Origin of the sequence: Variovorax sp. OAS795 (assembly GCF_040546685.1) — a bacterium.
Classification (GTDB): Bacteria; Pseudomonadota; Gammaproteobacteria; order Burkholderiales; family Burkholderiaceae_C; genus Variovorax.
In genome coordinates, this window is the sequence record NZ_JBEPOH010000001.1 from 3327520 (window position 1) to 3346237 (window position 18718).

General features: G+C 67.6%; 20 protein-coding genes. 10 read left to right on the forward strand and 10 right to left on the reverse strand.

Translation table 11 applies throughout. The features are described 5' to 3' along the window. Positions 1–4: 4 nt before the first annotated feature. Both ABID97_RS16065 and ABID97_RS16070 read right to left on the reverse strand, forming a co-directional pair. Positions 5–970, reverse strand: a complete 966-nt coding sequence (locus ABID97_RS16065; RefSeq protein ID WP_354399437.1) for a PDR/VanB family oxidoreductase — start codon at positions 968–970, stop codon at positions 5–7. Next, positions 967–2226 (reverse strand): dienelactone hydrolase family protein, encoded by a 1260-nt coding sequence (locus ABID97_RS16070; protein ID WP_354399438.1) that lies wholly within the window; start codon positions 2224–2226, stop codon positions 967–969. Before ABID97_RS16070 ends, ABID97_RS16065 begins: the two co-directional genes overlap by 4 nt. A 195-nt stretch (positions 2227–2421) precedes the next feature. On the opposite strand from ABID97_RS16070, the gene ABID97_RS16075 reads away from it, so the two are divergent. Then, a complete protein-coding gene (locus tag ABID97_RS16075; protein WP_503012776.1) occupies positions 2422–3612 on the forward strand; it encodes an ABC transporter substrate-binding protein in 1191 nt (396 codons plus the stop codon). Here ABID97_RS16075 and ABID97_RS16080 read toward each other — a convergent pair. The 5 genes from ABID97_RS16080 to ABID97_RS16100 all read right to left on the reverse strand — a co-directional run bounded on the left by ABID97_RS16080 (position 3609) and on the right by ABID97_RS16100 (position 6427). Next, a complete protein-coding gene (locus ABID97_RS16080) occupies positions 3609–4619 on the reverse strand; it encodes an AraC family transcriptional regulator (RefSeq protein ID WP_354399439.1) in 1011 nt (336 codons plus the stop codon). The two genes, ABID97_RS16075 and ABID97_RS16080, sit on opposite strands and share 4 nt — an antisense overlap. A gap of 132 nt (positions 4620–4751) precedes the next feature. Next, positions 4752–5390 carry a L,D-transpeptidase gene (locus tag ABID97_RS16085; RefSeq protein WP_354401786.1) on the reverse strand — a complete coding sequence of 213 codons (639 nt, stop codon included), beginning with the start codon at positions 5388–5390 and terminating at the stop codon, positions 4752–4754. Positions 5391–5428: 38 nt separating this feature from the next. After that, positions 5429–5725, reverse strand: a complete 297-nt coding sequence (locus tag ABID97_RS16090) for a proteophosphoglycan ppg4 (protein WP_354399440.1) — start codon at positions 5723–5725, stop codon at positions 5429–5431. A 178-nt stretch (positions 5726–5903) separates the two neighbouring features. Beyond that, positions 5904–6143, reverse strand: a complete 240-nt coding sequence (locus ABID97_RS16095; protein WP_354399441.1) for a hypothetical protein — start codon at positions 6141–6143, stop codon at positions 5904–5906. A 23-nt stretch (positions 6144–6166) separates the two neighbouring features. Continuing rightward, a complete protein-coding gene (locus ABID97_RS16100) occupies positions 6167–6427 on the reverse strand; it encodes a hypothetical protein (protein ID WP_354399442.1) in 261 nt (86 codons plus the stop codon). Between the two features lie 287 nt (positions 6428–6714). Between ABID97_RS16100 and ABID97_RS16105 the strand changes: the two genes are divergently transcribed. From ABID97_RS16105 to ABID97_RS16140, 8 genes are all read left to right on the forward strand, one after another. Next, positions 6715–7119, forward strand: coding sequence for a type IV pilin protein (locus ABID97_RS16105; RefSeq protein ID WP_354399443.1), 405 nt, complete (start codon positions 6715–6717; stop codon positions 7117–7119). After that, positions 7113–7706 (forward strand): prepilin-type N-terminal cleavage/methylation domain-containing protein, encoded by a 594-nt coding sequence (locus tag ABID97_RS16110; RefSeq protein WP_503012777.1) that lies wholly within the window; start codon positions 7113–7115, stop codon positions 7704–7706. Before ABID97_RS16105 ends, ABID97_RS16110 begins: the two co-directional genes overlap by 7 nt. Next, the gene (locus tag ABID97_RS16115; RefSeq protein ID WP_354399445.1) at positions 7703–8875 is read left to right on the forward strand and encodes a PilW family protein; all 1173 of its coding nucleotides are present in this window, start codon (positions 7703–7705) and stop codon (positions 8873–8875) included. The genes ABID97_RS16110 and ABID97_RS16115 overlap by 4 nt, the downstream gene beginning before the upstream one ends. A 5-nt stretch (positions 8876–8880) precedes the next feature. Beyond that, complete coding sequence (locus tag ABID97_RS16120; RefSeq protein WP_354401788.1) at positions 8881–9432, forward strand: pilus assembly PilX family protein; 552 nt, start codon at positions 8881–8883, stop codon at positions 9430–9432. Positions 9433–9480: 48 nt separating this feature from the next. Continuing rightward, positions 9481–12600: a pilus assembly protein gene (locus ABID97_RS16125; RefSeq protein ID WP_354399446.1), complete on the forward strand. Its 3120-nt coding sequence runs from the start codon at positions 9481–9483 to the stop codon at positions 12598–12600. Between the two features lie 12 nt (positions 12601–12612). Further along, positions 12613–13122, forward strand: a complete 510-nt coding sequence (locus ABID97_RS16130; protein ID WP_354399447.1) for a GspH/FimT family pseudopilin — start codon at positions 12613–12615, stop codon at positions 13120–13122. Between the two features lie 141 nt (positions 13123–13263). Next, positions 13264–14109 (forward strand): DUF6502 family protein, encoded by an 846-nt coding sequence (locus ABID97_RS16135; RefSeq protein ID WP_354399448.1) that lies wholly within the window; start codon positions 13264–13266, stop codon positions 14107–14109. Beyond that, positions 14106–15572, forward strand: a complete 1467-nt coding sequence (locus tag ABID97_RS16140) for a DUF5666 domain-containing protein (RefSeq protein ID WP_354399449.1) — start codon at positions 14106–14108, stop codon at positions 15570–15572. Before ABID97_RS16135 ends, ABID97_RS16140 begins: the two co-directional genes overlap by 4 nt. A gap of 53 nt (positions 15573–15625) precedes the next feature. Here the strand turns inward: ABID97_RS16140 and ABID97_RS16145 are convergent, their stop codons facing one another. Further along, on the reverse strand, positions 15626–16048 hold the full coding sequence (locus ABID97_RS16145; RefSeq protein WP_354399450.1) for a universal stress protein: 423 nt from the start codon (positions 16046–16048) through the stop codon (positions 15626–15628). A 72-nt stretch (positions 16049–16120) separates the two neighbouring features. After that, positions 16121–16705 (reverse strand): hemerythrin domain-containing protein, encoded by a 585-nt coding sequence (locus tag ABID97_RS16150; protein ID WP_354399451.1) that lies wholly within the window; start codon positions 16703–16705, stop codon positions 16121–16123. 189 nt (positions 16706–16894) lie between these two features. On the opposite strand from ABID97_RS16150, the gene ABID97_RS16155 reads away from it, so the two are divergent. Continuing rightward, positions 16895–17404, forward strand: a complete 510-nt coding sequence (locus tag ABID97_RS16155; RefSeq protein ID WP_354399452.1) for a universal stress protein — start codon at positions 16895–16897, stop codon at positions 17402–17404. Positions 17405–17449: 45 nt separating this feature from the next. Here ABID97_RS16155 and ABID97_RS16160 read toward each other — a convergent pair whose 3' ends face one another. Further along, a complete protein-coding gene (locus ABID97_RS16160; protein WP_354399453.1) occupies positions 17450–18634 on the reverse strand; it encodes a DesA family fatty acid desaturase in 1185 nt (394 codons plus the stop codon). Positions 18635–18718 lie beyond the last annotated feature (84 nt).

An 18718-nucleotide genomic window follows, 5' to 3' on the forward strand; every position in this document is an offset into this window, starting at 1 on the left:
TTCGTCAGATGTCCAGCACCAGGTACGGGGTCCGCGCGCGGGACACGCAGGTGCAGATGGTTCGGCCTTCGGCCTTTTCGCGCGCGCCCAGGTTGTGGTCGCGGTGGTCCGGAATGCCCTCGACCACGTCCACGGCGCACACGCCGCAGTCGCCCTGGCGGCAGTCGTACAGCGGGTCCAGCCCGGCGCCGATCAGCACGTCGAGCAGGCTCTGGTGGGCGGACACGGCCAGCGTCTTCTTCGAGCGCAGGGTGCGCACCTCGAAGGGCTGGTCGCCCGGCTGTTCCAGCGCGCCGGCAAAGAGCTCGCAATGCACGTGGCCGGCGGGCCAGCCGAGCGCCTGGGCGGTGTTCACCGCGGCCTGCACCATGCCCTTCGGTCCGCACACATGAAGGTGGCGGCCCCGCTGCGGGCCGGCCAGCACGGCGCGCAGGTCGAGTCCGCGGGACGGGTCGCCGCCGTCGTGGACGATGGTGGCGCCCAATGCGCGCGCCTCGTCCAGGTAGGCCGTATCTCCGGCGCTGCGCGTGGCGTAGAAGAAATCGAACGCCCGCCCCTCGGCCCTGAGTGCGCGGGCCATGCACAGCAGCGGCGTGATGCCGATGCCACCCGCAACCAGCAGCGGTGCAGATTCATGAGCGTGCAGCGCAAAGTCGTTGCGCGGCGGCTGTGCAGCCAGCACTGCACCGGGCAGCAGTCGATGCATCCAGGCCGAGCCGCCGGCGCCTTGCGGCTGGTGCAGCACGGCGATCTCGTAGCGGTCGCTTCCCGCGCAGGGCGCCACCAGCGAATAGGCGCGCTGCCCCGTGCGGCCACCGGGCTGGACGACCTGGACGCCCAGGTGGGCACCGGGCGTGTACGGCGGCAAGGCGCCGCCCTGCGCATGGCGCAGCACGAAGGCCTTGATGGCCGGCGTGAGCGGCCGGACGGCTTCCACCACCAGTTCGAGCATGGCGTCGCGGCCGCTCATCCCAGCGGCAATGCGGGATCGGCCATGGTCAGCGCGGCGGATTTCGGCCAGCGCGGCATCAGCGTGTTCGACGGCAGGTTCTCGTCCACCAGCTTGCGCGCCGTCTCCACGCCGGCCACGGGCAGGCCCTTGGGATCGAGCAGGCCGATCTGCACCAGCACGCTGGCCTGGTCCCAGTAGATGTGCTCGTGATAGAGCTTGTCGCCCCGGAACTTCACGATGGCGACCAGCGGGATCTCCACCGCCTTGCCGGTGGGCGCGATGCCCGGGAGCAGCCAGTCGATCTCCACCGTGTGGGTGAAGCTGAACAGCATCTCGTCCACGATCTGCGTGGCGCCCACCGTGCGCGAGATGGGCGTGAGCCGCGTGTCCGGCGGCGTGGTCGGGATGAAATGATGCTTGTAGAAGCGCGACAGCTCACGGGCCCCTACCCCGCCGGTCATGGTCGGGATGTGGTTGACGTAGGGCTCGGCCACCATCGTGCCCATGGTGGCGGCCACGTCGCGCGTCGCGAACTCGTATTCGCAGTGCTTGTCCCAGAGCGCGGACAGGTCGTAGACCGGGCCGATGGCTTCCTTGAACAGCGCCATCGAGCGCTGGTGCGCCATCAGCGTGGAAGGCTTGTCGAAGTGGTCGCCGCCGGTGCGTGCGAAGGCGTGGTCCACGCCGGGGTAGACGTACATCTGTGCACCGGGCTTGCCGGCAAATGCAGCCAGCACCTGCGCGCGCGCCTCCGCCGGGCAGAACTTGTCGAGCTCCGCGAAGTGCAGCGCGATCGGGCACCCGATCTTCGGCACCAGGTCCAGGTCGGCCTCGATGCCGACACCGTAGTAGCCCACCGCCGCATCCACGCCGGAGTGCGCCGCCGCCAGATAGGCCAGCTTGCCGCCCAGGCAGAAGCCCAGCGCGCCCACCTTGCCGGTGCAGGCCGGATGCGCACGCAGCGCCTGCACGCTGGCCGTGACGTCGGCGACACCGGCGGCCAGGTCGAACTTCTGGAAGAAGCCGAACGCGCGTTGCCAGTCTTCCGGCGAGTAGCCGAGTTCGACGTTCGGCTCCATGCGCCAGAACAGGTCGGGCGCGAGCACCACGTAGCCTTCAGCGGCATAGAGATCGGCCACCTCGCGCACGTAGTCGTTGATGCCGAAGATCTCCTGGCACAGCACGATGCCGGGGCCCCGCCCCGAGGGCGGCAAGGCGAGGTAGCCGCGGAAGGCCTGGCCGTCGGCGGCCGGAATGTCGATGTAGGGGCTCATGGGGTGCGTCCTTCGAAGTGGTGGAGTTCTGCGGCCGGATTCTGTGGAGCGCCCGGCGCGTTGTCTGTCCATTTCGTGCAGGCCGGTGCGCTGCGCAAAACGGATAGCCCGCTGGCCGCGCGCCACGCAGACTCGGCGCCGCGCATACCTTCGTGTCGACCCGCACCCCCGCTTCACCTCACCAGGAGATCCTTCATGTCGCAGGCAAGAACCACCACCGGCATCGCGATGCTGGCGTTCGCCATCACCGCCGCATTCACCTCGCAGGCCCAGGCGCAGGCCGTGAAGGTCGGCCTTGCGATGGACCTCTCGGGGCCCTTTGCGGTCGGCGGCGCCGAGGCCAAGGCCGGCTTTGCCGTGGCGATGAAGCAGCTCGGCGGCAAGCTCGGCGGCGTGCCGGTCGAGTTCGTCGAAGCCGATACCGGCGGCAATCCCGACCTCGCGCGGCAGGTGGTCGAACGCATGCTGCTGCGCGACAAGATCGACCTGTTCACCGGGCCCGTGGGCTCGTCGGTGGCGCTTGCGGTGGGCGCGCCGCTCTTCGCGGCCAAGGTGCCCTACCTCTCGAGCAACACCGGCCCGAGCGACTACTCGGGTGCCAAGTGCAATGCCTATTTCTTCGGCGCCTCCTACCCCAACGACGCGTACCACGAGGCGGCGGGCAAGTTCGCGTCCGACAAGGGCTTCAAGAAGGTCGCGCTGATCGCGCCCAGCTACCCCGGCGGCAAGGACGCGATCAACGGATTCAAGCGCAACTTCAAGGGCACGGTGGGTGACGAGCTCTACACCAAGCTGGGCCAGCTCGACTATTCGGCCGAACTCGCGCAGATCCGCGCGGCAAAACCCGACGCGCTGTACTTCTTCCTGCCGGGCGCCATGGGCGTGAGCTTCATCAAGCAGTTCGTCGGTGCGGGACTGTCGAAGGACGTGGCGCTGATCTCGACCGCCTTCTCGGCCGACGAGGACATGATCCCGGCGGTCGGCGAGCCGATGCTCGGGCTCTTCAACACCGCGCATTGGTCATACGACCTCGACAACCCGGCCAACAAGCGCTTCGTGGCAGACTTCCGCCAGCAGAACAATGGCCGCAACCCCTCGTTCTATGCGGGCCAGGCCTACGACGTGCTGATGGCGATGGATGCGGCCGTGCGCGACGTGGGCGGCAAGGTGGCGGACCGGCCCGCGCTGCTGAAGGCGATCAAGGCCGCGCGGTACAAGTCGGTGCGGGGCGACTTCAGCTATGGCGCGAACAATTTCCCGATCCAGAACTACTACCTGCGCGTGATCGGCAAGGACGCCAGCGGCCGCATCACCAACAAGCTGATCGGCACGGTGCTGCAGAACTACCAGGACAGCTCGTCCGCCAAGTGCCCGATGAAGTCCTAGTGCGTGGACGGCGTGCGCGAGGTCTGGCGCGGCAGCTGGCCGAAGCGCTCGCGGTAGCAGGCCGCGAAGCGGCTCAGGTGCGAGAAGCCGCAGGCGAACGCGACTTCGGTGACGCTGGCACCGTCATGGCGCTGCAGCTGCGCATGCGCAGCGTCGAGCCGCATGTTGCGCAGCACTTCCATCGGGGAAAGATCGCGGTGCCGGCGGAACAGCAGGCCGAGCGTGCGCCGGTTCACCCCCGCGGCTTCAGCGACGTCTTCGAGCGACAAGGCAGCATCCAGCCGGCTGCGCATGAACTCCTCGGCCCTCCGCAGCTGCTGCAGGCTGGCGGCCTCCGAGCCGATCCGGGCCGCATCGTGCCGCCGCCGCACCGAATTGGGCCGGTGGCACAGCAGGTAGAGCATCAGGTTGTCTTCGTAGTGCGCGAGCCAGCGCGGGTCGTAGGGCTCGTGGCCGGCCGTAGGCAGCAGCGACGCGAGCCCGGCCACCATGCGGCACCACTGCGTGCCGGCGGCATCGTCGAGCCGCAGCGGCATTTCGAAATCGATCTCGCCGACCTCTTCCGGCCGCCGCGCCGCGAACACGCGGCGCGCCACGTCCTGCAGGCGGCTGAGTTCGATCTTCAGCATCAGCTGTTCGCAGTCGGCATGCCAACGCAGCCGCACCGGCTTGTGCGCGGACACCACGGCACCCTGCCCGGGATGAATCTGCAGCGTGCGGCCGCCGGTGCGAATTTCGGCATGCCCACGCAGCGGCATCTGGACCAGCACGAAATTTCCAAGCGCGTCGGGCTCGATGTCGACGTCGCAGCCATAGCGCAGGATGCACAGCGACAGTGCGCTCAACTCCGCGCGGCAGAACACTGCATCGACGCTGCCGCGGCCCCAGACGCTGCGGTGCGGCTTCAGCTCATGGGCAACCAGCGCATGCGTCTCGTCGGCCTGGCGCGAACGAAAGACTTCTCGTCCATACAAGGGGGAAAGCTGCTGGCTCGACCATGCGTCCACGAACACTCCTGAAAGCCGGAAAAAAGCGCGAAGGCCGCAATCTACCGTCCGGCGCCGCATCGTGCCATGGGGGTTGCCCGCGCCACCGCACGGCGTGCAAGAAGCTTGCCCGAGGCGGCGGCCGCGAGCCTCCTACCCAGCCCGGTTCAGGAATTCGAAGCGCTTGTGTGCCGCCGTGGTCTCGGGTAGCACATAGACCACACCGCGGCGGCTCCCCAGCACAGGCCGGATGTACGCGTCGTAGAAAGCCGCCGGCACGTTGATGCAGCCGTACGAAATGCGGTTGTCGGCCACGGTCGGCGAGGCCAGCCGCTCCAGCCGGCGCTCCGACTTCACGGTGGCGCGCACGCGGTGCATCGACACGGCCGCGTCATAGTCGATCCAGACGATGTCCTCGCCCTTGGTGTTGAAGCCGGGCTCCGTGTCGAACCGGCCCGCGGGGGTGGTGCGCTCTTCAGGCCTGATCTCGGCCATCGCGCGTTCGCCGATGCCCGGCACCGAGTCGTCCCCATGCGCGAGGCCCAGCAGCACGGGCGACGAGCCCTGGAGCCTGCCGCCGGCATCGAAGACGAAGACGCGCGCGTTGCGCTTGTCGACCACGGCAAAGGGCGCGCCCCGGTTGTCCGCCGCGGCGACGGCCGCCCTTGCGAGCCACTGCGCGTCTTCGGCGGCCTCCGCCAGCGGGAGCCGCGCGAAGGCGAGCAGGAGGGCCGCAGCGAGCACCGCCAGGGGCCGGCCCGCTGCGCCCGTTCCGGGCTGCACGGCATTCATGGCTGCGCCGTGTTCCTGAGCGGTTCCGTTCACCGTGCTCAGTTGCGGTCGGCCCGGGCGCGCCGCATGGCGGGCGTGTCACCCGAGGCCGCCATGGTGGTGCTCGAACTGCTGCTGGTGTCGGTCGAGCCTTGCGCCGTGGGCGCGGTGCTGCGCGTCGTGCCACCGCTTTCAGGCGTCACGCCGGTGGTGCCCATCGGACCGCCTGCGGGATTCTGCTGGCCTGCCGCCGTGGCTGGATTGGGGGGCGTCGTGGTCGGCGGGTTGCCTTGGGCGAACGCGGCACCGGCGGCGCCGAGTGCGAGTGCGGCAATGAGTCTGGAAGTGCTGTTCATGGTCGTGTCTCCTGAGGAAAGCCGGCAATGCCGGAAGAAAGAGGCCATGCCGGACCGTGTGCCCGACTCCAGCAAAACTAGGTGGTTGCAGGCCGCGGCAGGTCAGCTTGCGGCGCGGCACGGTGTAGGAGAACAGAAGCGCACGTCGACAGGGCGCGCCGCCGCTTCCGCCGCCCCGCTACCGCTTGGCGTCGGCGTTGCGCGCCTCCTCCGCCTTGTCCTGCGGTGCCTTGGGAAGCTTGACCTTCGTCACGGTGACGGACACCGGGTCGCTTGCGGGAAAGGACTCCTCGACGCCGCTGTCCAAGGCCTCCTCGCTGGGCGCCTGCTCGATGGGCTTGGCCGGCTCCTCGGTGGGCTTGCCGTGGTTCTTGGAGGTGGGAAAGGGAAAGGCTTTATCGGATGTTTCCGTTGTCATGGGGGCTCCTTGGCCGGCAAGCCTCACGGCTTGGACGGCTCCTGGTTGGTTTCCGGCCGGAGGTCTTCCGTCAGCCCGAAGGCCGCCGAATCGTCGTGGCGCGTTGCTTCCACGTTCTTGCGCTTGCGCGGCATGCGCTCGGCGGGCGCCGGGGCGGAATCCTGTTCTCCGGCGTCCGACGAACCGGTGGCGAAGCGCTCGCCGGCACCGATGTTGTCCACGCCGCCAGCGGTGGTGGGACGGGTCCCGTCGCCTGAACCGGGGTTTCCGGGGGCTCTGTTCATCTGTGTGCCTCCTGTTCACTCGGTGGGAAAAGGTTAAGAATGAACTCATTCTGGGACCCACCCCGAGGATCGGCGTAGGACGGCACCAGCGTCCGTCAGTCGGAGTCCTCCTCGCGACGGCACGCCTGTGGCCCTGTCGAATCTGCCGGGAACCTGACTTTTGCCGCGGTGCAACACCCCGGCTGGCGGCGTCCTGAAAGTTGGATGCCGCATGCACCTATTGACAATGGATGTGATAAATTCACATTTATAACAATATGAAACATTAAATCATTGGGCCCTGCTGGATGAAAAAGCACTTGTTCTCGCACAAGCAAAAAGGCTTCACGCTGATCGAAGTGATGATCACCGTGGCGATCGTCGCGATCCTGGCGTCCATTGCCTATCCCAGCTACACGCGCTACATCATCCGGGCGAAGCGCTCGGCCGCCCAGGCGCAAATGATGGACATTGCCAATCGCGAGCAGCAGTTCCTGATGGCAAATCGCGCCTACGCCGACAAGACCGCCCTCACGGCAAGCGGCTACGCGCTGCCGACGGATGTCGCCGCCAACTACGACTACACGCTCACGGTCACGACCACGGGCTTCCCGACCTTCCTCCTGACCTTCGTTCCCTCGGGAAACCAGGCCTCGGACGGCAACCTGACGATCGACCACACAGGCGCGAAGACGCCCGCGGAAAAATGGTGAGACGCAGCATGCCCTGGGCCCAGGCCCGCGCCCAGCGCGGCGCCACGCTGATCGAAGTGCTGGTCACGCTGCTGATCGTCGCTTTCGGTCTCTTCGGCCTGGTGGGCTTGCAGGCCCGTCTGCAGTCGACCGAGATGGAGTCCTACCAGCGTTCGCAGGCGCTGATCCTGCTCAACGACATGGCCAGCCGCATTGCCATCAACCGCCGCGTGGCCGCCAGCTACGTCACCGCGTCGCCGCTGGGCACGGGGGCCACCTGCCCGACCGCCACCGGCACGCGCCTGCAGGTCGACACCAAGGAGTGGTGCGACGCCCTGAAGGGCGCAGCCGAAACCTCGGCCGGCAACAACCTTGGCGCCATGATCGGCGGACGCGGCTGCGTGCAGGACATGGGCAACAACGAATACCTGATCACCGTCGCCTGGCAAGGCCTGGTGCCCACCGCCGCGCCGCCCGACGGCGTGCCCTGCGGCAAGGACCAGTACGACGCCACCGCCGCCAGCCCGTCGGCCCCCGCGCCGGCCTGCTCGAGCGACAGGTGCCGCAGGACGGTGACCACGCTGGTGCGCATCGGGACGCTGTCATGACCCGGCCCCTTCCGGCAAAGCCCGTGCGGCGGCCCGCCCGTCCTGCCCACGCGTCGCGCCTGCAGCGCGGGCTGACGCTCATCGAGCTGATGGTGTCGGTCACCATCATGCTGATCGTCCTGGCGGCGCTGATCGCGCTGTTCCTCAACGTGAACGGCACGCAGCGCGAGATGGTCAAGGTCAACCGCCAGATCGAAGGCGGCCGGCTCAGCGTCTTCGTGCTGGAGAACGAGGTGGCGCACGCGGGCTTCTGGGAAAACTACATGCCCCAGTTCGACGACCTCACGGTCAGTGCGGTACCCGCCAAGGTGCCGACCGGCGTGGCGCCCGATCCGTGCCTGGCCTATTCGCTGGTGAACTGGACCGACGACTACAAGCGCAGCCTGCTGGACATCCCGGTGCAGGCCTACGACGCCGTGCCCGCCAGCTGCGCCGCACTGCTGACCAACAAGAAGGCCAACACCGACATATTGGTGGTGCGCCATGCCGAAACCTGCGTGGCGGGCATGCCCAACTGCGAAGCCGATGGACTGGGCAAGCTGTACTTCCAGTCGTCTTTCTGCGGCACGCAGAAGCCCTCGGACTTCGACCTGACCACCGCCGGCTTCACGACCATCCTGGCCAAGAACTGCACCGCGGTGGCGCCCAAGCGCAAGTTCATTTCCGACATCTACTACGTGCGCGACTATGCCGAGACCGTCGGCGACGGCATCCCCACGCTGGCGCGCTCGCGTTTCGACCTGTCGGCCACCGGCCTCGCACAGCAGCCGCCGGTGCCGCTCATCGAGGGCATCGAAGGGTTTCGCGTCGAACTCGGGCTGGACACGCTGGGCAAGACCGGCGCTGCGGTCAACTACGCCCAGGCGATCGCCTGGGCCGACCCCGTGAACAGGTCCACGCCCACCAACCGCGGCGACGGAAGCCCCGACGGGGCCTTCGTCCACTGCAGCACGGCGTCGCCCTGCACTGCGGACCAGTTGATCAACGTGACCTCGCTCAAGCTCTATGTGGTCGCGCGCAGCCTGGAAACTTCTCCCGGCTTTACCGACGCCCGCACCTACAACCTGGGAAGCGCAACGCTCGGGCCCTTCAACGACCACTACAAGCGGCATGCGTTCACCACCGCGGTGCGGCTGACCAACGTCACCGGCCGCAGGGAAACGCCTTGAACAAGATGCCATCGACCCTCTCCAGGCACCGGCAAGGCGGCGCGGCGCTGATCGTCGGGCTGATCATGCTGGTGCTGATCACGCTGGCCGTCACGGCGGGATTCACGCTCAGCAACACCAACCTCAAGTCGGTCGGCAACATGCAGCACCGGAACGAGGCCGTGGCTGCGGCCAACCGGGCCATCGAGGAAGTCGCGGCCTCGCTGCTGCTGCCGGGCGTGGATGGATCGCCCTCGATGGCCATGCCGCAAGCCACCTCGAGCCAGGTCGACATCGACAACGACGGCACCATCGACTACAACGTGAGCATCGCCCCGCCCACCTGCGTGCGCGCCACCAAGACGACCGACACCGGCGGCAGCACGGTCGGCGTCGGCGGCATCGGCGGCGGCTCGTCCACCTCGGGCTCCGGCCTCACGGCGCTGCCGGACCAATACAACTCGGTGTGGGACATCAGCACCACCGTGACCGACCCCAAGACCGGCACGTCCACCGCGGTCCGGCAGGGCGTGCGGGCGCTGCTGAACAAAGCGCAGTTCGACGCGTTGTGCCCCTAGGCGCGCCCCATTCCTGCCAATGATCACGACGATGAACGGATCGACATCATGAAAAAGAACTTCTTCCGGTCGCTTTGCGGCGCCGCCATGCTGATGCTCGGGCTGGGCACCGCGCAGGCGGAAGACATCGATCTGTTCGTCGGCAACAACCCGAGCTCGACCAGCGCGCCGAACGTGCTGTTCGTGGTGGACAACACGGCCAACTGGACCCCGCTTTTCACCGCCGAGATGACAGCGCTGGCGACCGCATTCGAAAGCCTCGATGCCGGCAAGTTCAACGTCGGCGTGATGCTGTTCACCGAAACGGGCGGAGGCAACTCGAACGTCGACGGCGCCTACCTGCGCGCCGGCGTGCGCCTGATGGACGCCGCAAACAAGGCCAAGTACGGCACGATGATCCGCAACCTGGACGTGAGCGCGGACAAGTCCAACGGCGGCAAGGCCGGCAAGATGATGGCCGAGGTGTACCGCTATCTCGCGGGCCAGGCGCCCCTGGCGGGCAACAACAAGCTCAAGACGGACTACACGGGCAATGTCTCCACTTATGGCCAGGGCAAGAACGAGTCCGCGGGATCCATCGCATCCCGCGCGATCTGGGCGCTCCCCGGCAATCCGCTGAATGCATTCGGCGGCACCAGCTACAACCCGCCCAGCACCGCCAATTGCTCCGGCACCTACATCATCTACATCAGCAACGGTGCCGCACAGGACAACAGCAGCGACACCACAACCTCCGCCAATGCCCTGCGTGCCGCGGGCGGGGACGCGACCACCATCACGCTGGGCGTGAGCGGTTCGCAGGACAACATGGCCGATGAATGGGCCCGCTACCTGCAGACCAGCATGGGTGTGAAGGTCTTCACTGTCGAGGCGGCCATGGCCTCCGGGGGACAGGGTCCGGGCTGGACCGCGCTGCTCAACAGCATGGCGACCCAGAGCAAGGGCGAGTACTACGACATCAGCAAGAACCCCAACCTGGGCAAGGCCCTGGGCGATGCACTGGCCGACATCTTCAGCAAGATCCAGTCGGTCAACAGCGTGTTCTCTTCCGTGAGCCTGCCCGTGAGCGTGAACACCCAGGGCACCTACCTGAACCAGGTGTTCGTGGGCATGTTCCGCCCCGACGAGTCCGCGTTCCCGCGCTGGAACGGCAACCTCAAGCAATACAAGCTGGGTGTGGACACCAACAACCAGCTCATCCTGCAGGACGCGAACGACACCAACGCCATCAACAACCAGACGGGCTTCGTCGCGCCGTGCGCGCGAAGTTACTGGACCCCGACCGGCGTCAACAACTACTGGAGCTTCAACCCCTCCGGCGATTGCATCAGCAGCGACGCGACCATCAAGCTTCCCGCCTCGGACAGCCCGGACGGCAACGTGGTCGAAAAGGGTGCGCAGGCCTACATGCTCCGGCAGGTGGCCACGGCCGACCGCAACGTGAAGACCTGCACGCCGGGCGCCTGCACGGCGCTCACGAGCTTTGCCGACGGCAATGCGAGCATCACCCAGACCGCGCTGGGCGCGCTGTCCACCACCGAACGCACCGACCTCATCAACTGGCTCCGTGGCCTAAACAACAAGGCCGACGAGACGAAGGACACCACAACTGGCGCGTACACGACCTCCACCACCGCAATGCGGCCCTCGGTGCACGGGGATGTGGTGCATTCGCGCCCGGTGGCCATCAACTACGGCACCGACGCCGCTCCCCAGGTGGTGGTGTTCTATGGCGCCAACGACGGCATGCTGCGTGCCGTGAACGGCAACCAGGCCGCGGCCATCGGGTCGGCTGCGCCCGGCAGCGAGCTCTGGTCCTTCGTGCCGCCGGAGTTCTACGGCAGCGTCAAGCGGCTGCGCGACAACACCACCCGCATCAACTTCCCGGGCCTGCCGGCCAGCCTGGGCACCATGGCGCCCAAGCCCTACGGAATGGACGGCCCGATGGCGGCCTACCGCCAGGGCACGTCGGCATGGCTCTACGCCAGCATGCGCCGCGGCGGCCGCATGATCTATGCGTTCGACGTCTCGAACCCCGCCTCCCCCATCTTCAAATGGCGCAGGGGTTGCCCGAACCAGGACAACGACACCGACTGCGACACCGGCGCCAACGACATGACCGGCATCGGCCAGACCTGGTCGGCCCCCAAGGTGGTGAAGGCCAGCGGCTATGGCGCGGGCGTCACGCCCATGGTGATGTTCGGCGGCGGCTACGACAAGTGCGAGGACGTCGACACCACCGTGCCTGCCAGCGCCTGCGGCACGGCTGCCAAGGGCAACCGGATCTACGTGCTCGACGCCAGCACGGGCGCCGTGCTCAAGACCTTCAATACCGACCGCGGCGTGGCCGGCGAAGTGACCATCGTGAACGACAGCGCAGGCCTTGCCAAGATCGCCTATGCGGCGGACCTGGGCGGCAACGTCTACCGCATCGCCATCGGTACCGACGTGCCGGGCAGCTGGGTCATGACGAAGATCGCCGCACTCGGCTGCGACACCGTGACCACCTGCACGCCCAACCGCAAGTTCATGTTCGGCCCCGACGTGGTCGAGGACAACGGCCTGTACGTGGTGCTGCTGGGCTCGGGCGACCGCGAGAAGCCGCTGCGCTCCTACTCGGCTGCGCTGGGCGTTTCCAACCGCTTCTACATGATGGTGGACAAGCCCGCCGACGCCACCTGGCTCAGTGCCGAGGCCACCAATTGCGGTGGCTCCTCGCTGCTGTGCAACAGCTCGCTTTTCGCCATCACGGGCACCACGACGCCTTCTGCGACCGATCTTGCGGCCAAGAAGGGCTGGTACCTTGCGCTCGCGCCCGGCGAGCAGGTGGTGACCTCGTCCGTCACGGCCTACGGCAACACCACTTTCAACACCCACACGCCCAGCAGCCCGAGCGTGACCCAGTCGTGCCGTGCCGACCTGGGAACCGCCAACGTCTACAACGTGGCGTATCTCGACGCGACGGCGCAGAACGGCGCACGATTCCAGAACGTGGTCGGCGGCGGGCTCGCGCCTTCGCCGGTGGTCGGCCGCGTCATGGTGGGCGACACCTTCCGGGACGTGGTGATCGGCGCCAATCCGGATTCGTTCCTGAGCCCGAAGGGTGCCGCGGTCAAGGCGGCCTTCAAGCAACCCAAGGGCCGGGTCTACTGGTTCATCCAGAAGTAAGGAAGACACAGGATGAAGGCCATGGCCGGGACGCGCGCACGCGGTTTCACGCTCATCGAGCTGATGGTCACCATCGTGGTGCTGGTGGTCCTGATCACGGTGGCCGTCCCCTCCTTCGACAACATCAGGCTCTCGAGCCGGCTGACCTCCTACGCGACCGATCTCGTCTCGGGCAGCCAGCTGGCGCGCACCGAGGCGATCAAGCGCAACGCCGTCGTCAGGCTGTGTGTTTCGTCCGACGGCACCAGCTGCGCCACCACCGGCCAGTGGGAAACCGGCTGGATCGTCATCAGCGCCGACGGCACGGTGATCCAGAAACAGCCGGCCGCCGCCGGCGGCTTCCAGATCCGCGACAGCGGGAGCCTCAGCGCCCTGCTCTACGATCCCACCGGCGTGGGCGCCAGCGCCGCCAACTTCACGATCTGCCGCGCCACGCCCGTCGGATCCCAGGAGCGGGTGGTCAAGGTCAGTGCCACCGGCCGGAGTTCGGTCACGCGGACCAGCACCGGCGTCTGCGCCTGACCCAGGCAACCGATCAGGCAAGTGCGGTCTTTTGCACCATCCTCGCGGAGACGAGGACAATAGTGCACCAAGGTGTGCGGTTATCCGGTCTTTCCAGCCCGGACCGCCGCCTCTGCCATTGCACCAGAAACGCTTCTTTTCATGGAACACCAGTTGGATTGGGCACTTGCCGCCTGCGCCCGCATCCTGCGGCCGGTGGTGAGGCTCGCCCTGTCCATGGGGGTGAAGCATCCGCACCTGGAAGCCCTGCTGCGTGACCTGCTGCTGGAAGAAGCCATGCGGTCCTGGCGCAAGCAGGGCGTCGCCAAGCCCAACATCAGCCAGCTGTCGGTCACCACGGGGCTGAACCGCAAGGCCGTCACCGCCAAGGTCAGGGAAACCGCCGACGCGCTGCCCCATACCGAGTTGTCGGCCGCGGCCAAGACTTTCACGCTGTGGCTGCAGCTGGTGTCCGAAAACCAGGCCTTGCAGCGCCTGCCGATCACCACCGAGGGGCCCGATGCGCCCTCCTTCGAAACCGTGGCCAAGCTCGGCAGCCGCGGCAACGTGCACCACCGCACCATCCTGGATGAGTTGGTGCGCCTGAACATGGTGGCCGAACAGGACGGCTGCGCCGAACTCAGGGTCGACGGCTTCGTGCCGGTCGACGACCTGCAGTCGATGCTCGCGTTCCTCGGCGACAACGGCCGGGACCACCTGCTGGCCGCGGTGTCGAACACCCTCGGCGAGCAGCCGCGCATGCTGGAGCGGGCGGTGTTTGCGCGCGGCATCGGCATGCAGGACTGCGAGAAGATCCATCAGATGGTGCGCGAACGCTGGGCGGCAATGCACCTGGAACTCGCGGGCGAGATGACCCGCGCCGTCGACCGGGCCCCGGCCGGCGCCAAGGGGCGCATCCGCGTCGGGATCTACACGTACTATGAAGACGAGGCGGCGCCGAATGCGCCCGCCGCCACGCCCCAACGCGAAAAAGAAAGTACACGATGAAAAGCCACATCCGATGGATGCGATGCATCCTCTTTGCCGGAGCGATAGCGTTGCTGCTCTCGTGCGGCGGCGGCGGCAGCGGCGGCGGGTCTCCGGCCGGGGTGGGTAGCTACGGCGGCAGTTTGTCGGCGACGGGAAGCGGCGGGCCTTCGGGGACGGGGACGGGCAGTACCGGTACTGGGACCGGCACCAACGCCGGCACGGCAACTTCAGGTGGTGGCGGTGGCGGTGGCGACGGCGGTGGCACAGGCACCGGTGCAGGCTCCGGCACTGGCACGGGCACCGCCGGTGGTGGCGACGGCTCGGGCAACGCAGGCGGCACCGATGGCACCAGCACGGCTGGCAACGGCAGCGGAGACGGATCGGGGGTGGGATCCGGCGGCACCGGCGTGAGCACCGCCGACGCCACCGGCGTCGGTTCGGTCGGCGGGCTGGGCAGCATCATCCTGAACGGCGTGCGCTACAACACCGATACCGCAGCCACCAGCCTCGAAGACACGCCCGACCTGCAGATCGGCATGAGCGTGCGCATCGCCGGCAAGATCGATGCCGAGTTCACCACCGCCACGGCGCAGCAGGTCGAATCGGCCGCCGAACTGCGCGGCGCCGCATCGGCCATCGACGTGTCGCGCGGCAGCTTCATGGTCACGGGTACCCTGGTCACCATCGACAACGCCACGGTGTGGAGCAACGCCAATGGCCTGGCGCAGGTCGCTGCCGGCAGCGTCGTACAGGTCTGGGGCCTGCCTTCCGGGCCGGGCGTCCTGCGCGCCACCCGTGTCGAACTGAAGCCCGCCTCGGCCGAACCCCTGGCGACCGGTGTCGTGCAGAACCTCGACCGGATCGCGCAGCGCTTCACGCTCGGGCAGCTCACGGTCCTGTACGACGGCGCCGCGTTCTCCGGCGGCATCGATCCAGCCAGCCTGGCCGACGGCGCCATCGTCCGGGTGCGCGGCAGCGCGGCGCCAGTTGCGGGCTTCTTCAGTGCCACCCGGGTGCAGGGCTGGTACGCGGTACCCCGGCAGGATGCCGCGGCCGTCCAGCTCGCGGGCGTCATCACCGACTTCACCGGGCTCAACGGGTTCAAGGTCCTCGGAACGCCCGCGGATGCCTCCAATGCGATCGTGAACGGCGGTCCGTCCAGCGCCATCGGCAACGGCGTCAAGGTGGAGCTCGACGGCTTCATGTCCAACGGCGTGCTGGTGGTCAAGAAGCTCCGTATCCGCAACATTCCGGGAACCGGCGGGCCGGTCGCCTTCACGCTGATCGGCGCCATCGGCAACTACCAGTCGCCGGCGAGCTTCCTGGTGAAGGGCCAGAGGGTGAACGCCAGCGGTCCCGGCACGGTCTTCGAGAACGGCACCGTCGCCGACCTGGGCAACGGCCGCCGCGTGACGGTGGTGGGCGACACGGTGGTGGACGGCGTGCTGGTCGCGCAGCGCGTCAGCTTCGTGCAGCCCTGAAGGGTTCCGCGGGCGCCGCCACGCGGCGCGCCCGAACGGAACCGGGCGGTGCTTCAGCGCACCAGCAGCACGGGCACCGCGCAGCGTGCGAGCACCTTCATGGCGACCGAGCCCAGAACGAGGTTGCTCAGCGCACCCTGCCCGCGCGAGCCCATCACCAGGAGATCGAACTTTCCGTTCTGCGCAAACGCGGCAATCTCGTCCGCCGCATGGCCGACCTTGTGCGCAAAAACCGCCTCGATGTCATGCGCAGCGAGCGCGGCGCGCACCGGCTCCAGCACCACGCGTGCCTCGTCGTCGTAGTAGCTGTGCACGAGGTCGGGCCCCGCGAACGCGGCGGCACGGTGCGGCACCGGGAGCACCGCATTGAAGACCGTGAAGGCATGGCCGGCTTGCGACCATTCCTTGTGCGCGGCCAGGTAGTCGAGCATGCGCGCGGTGTATTCGCTGCCATCGACGGCAAGAAGAATTCTCATGGTGTTCCTTGGGTTGTTCTCTTTCGACGCCGGCATGTTCGCCGCCGCCGGCGGGCGGCGGCTTGCGCCAGATCAAGCCTCCGGTCCCAGCCCGATCGGCGCGGGAACGGTGCCCACGATGCGGCTGAAGAGCGCCTCGTACTCGCGCTCCGGCGGATACCCGGTGAGCGGATCGCGGTTGCGGCCGAACGCCTCGTCGAGATCGTGCCAGTCGTCCGCCGTCAGCACGCGTTCGGCCAGCGGCAGGATCTCCCGCTCTTCGAGCGCCATGTGGTTCAGGTAGAAATCGACGTACTGCTCCACGGCGCTCTCGAAAGCCGCGCGCCGCGAGTCGCCGAGCATCTCGAACGCCAGCAGCGCGTGCTCCACGTTGCGGATCTTCCGCTCGCCCCACGCATGGTCGTTGTCGAGCCGGTCCATCAGATCGCGCGAGATCGGCGTCCTGGCGCGCAGCTTGGGAAACAGCAGCTCGCTTTCCTTGCGGTGGTGCCGCTTCTCGGGAAATTCGTCGACATAGAACAGCATGGCCCGAAGCGACGTGAAGTCGGGCCGGCTGCCTTTGCGGCGATGCTGCTGCAGCAGCAGGACGATGGAGCGCAGCATGGCGGCCAGCGCCGCGTGCTCCTGGCGAATGATGCGAATGGTGGCGTGGGTCATGAACGTCTCCTGTGCGTTCCTGAAGGTTCTCAGGTGCCATGCCGCCCGAGCTTGCTGCAGATCAAATGCCGCGCATCGCGTCCGATGGATGCACCCTTGTTGCAACGCATTCCCTTGATCGGCATCAAGCGGCGGCTCGCGGCGGTCCGGATACTGGCCCGATCACCACTCCAGCAAAGCGAGGACACCATGTACCAGCGAATTCTTGTTCCTGTCGACGGAAGCGCCACATCCGCCCACGGCCTTGGCGAGGCGATTCGCCTGGCCAGGAGCACCGGCGGGCGCCTGCGCCTGATGCACGTCATCGACGAGCTCTCCTTCGCGCTGGCCATGGATGCGTATGCGGGCCGGTCGGACGACTGGCTCGAGACCCTGCGCAACGCAGGCGCGGCACTCCTCGAGGCAGGCAAGTCGAAGGCCGCCGCCGCCGGTGTCACGGCCGATGCGGTGCTGTGCGACAGCTTCAGGGGTGCCGTTGCCGACCGCGTCACGGCCGAAGCGGCTGCCTGGCCGGCGGACCTGATCGTCCTGGGAACCCATGGACGCCGCGGCCTCGGGCGCATGGTGATGGGCAGCAGTGCCGAGCACATCTTGCGAACCGCGAGCATCCCGGTGCTGCTGGTGCGCGCGCCCGAAGCGCACGCCCGGGCCGATGCGGAGCGATTCACCCTGCCGGCCGGCGCCCTGGCCAGCGAATAGGCCGGCCGGAACAACGCGGCCGCCCTGCCCGGCCGCCGCTCGTTTTCACGCGTAGGAGCGCAGGCGCTTCGAGAATTCGGCCAGCGGTGCGATACCGCTGGCTTCGGCGCGTTGGCACCAGTCCTGCAGTTGCCTGACGAGCTGCTCGCCGCTGGCAGCGGAGCGGCTCCACAAGGCGGTGAGTTCACGGCGCATCGAAACCATCGTGTCCAGCGCCTGCGATCCGCGCAAGGCCGTTGCGAGCCGCAGCCGCCGCGACTCGTCGAGCGTGCGTTCGTCCCTCGCGAGCCAGGGTTTCACAGCGCGCAGCAAGCGAGCCTTGTCCGGCGAGAGTCGCCGCAGCGTGCCGAACTCCTGGGCATACGCCTGCTTGAGAAAGCGCGCATAGCTCGCGAGCACGTCGTAGTGGCAACGCGTGACCGCCTGCACGGTCTGCAGGTCGACCGCGGGCCTGGGCGCGACGAGCCGGGGCGTCGGCGCCACATGCTTCACCGTGGCCAGGCCGAAGGCCTGCAGCACGCGGATGTAGAGCCAGCCGATGTCGAACTCGTACCACTTGCTCGACAGCTTGGCCGAGGTGGGAAAGGCGTGGTGGTTGTTGTGCAGCTCTTCGCCGCCGATCAGGATGCCGATGGGCGAGATGTTCGTGCTGGCGTCCTTCGCGGGCCAGTTGCGGTAGCCCCAGTAGTGGCCGATGCCGTTCACCACGCCCGCGGCCCAGAACGGAATCCATGCGATCTGCGCAAGCAGGATGAGCCCGCCCGGCAGCACGCCGAAGAGCGCCATGTCGACCACGCCCATCAGCACGATGCCCAGGATCTTGTGGCGCGAGTACAGCTTGCGCTCGATCCAGTCGTCCGGCGTGCCGTGGCCGTAGCGCGCAATGGTGTCGGCCTTGTTGGACTCGCGGATGTAGAGGAACACGCCGCCCCAGAGCACCCTGTGGATGCCCAGCACCTGGGGGCTGTGCGGGTCTTCGGGCGTGTCGCATCTGGCGTGATGCTTGCGATGCACCGCGGCCCATTCCTTCGTGACCATGCCGGTCGTCAGCCAGAGCCAGAAGCGGAAGAAATGGCTGGCCAGCGGATGCAGGTCCAGCGCGCGATGCGCCTGGTGGCGGTGCAGGAAGATGGTGACCGAAGCGATGGTGACGTGCGTCAGCGCCAGCGCCGCGAGCACCGCGCCCCACCAGGGAAGATCGAGAAAGCCGGAGAAGAACAAAGTGTGCATGGATGCCTTTCGAACAGTCGCGGCATTCTGCTGAGCACCTCCAGAGGGGGCTTTGATGCAGGTCAAGGCCAGGCCCGCACATGC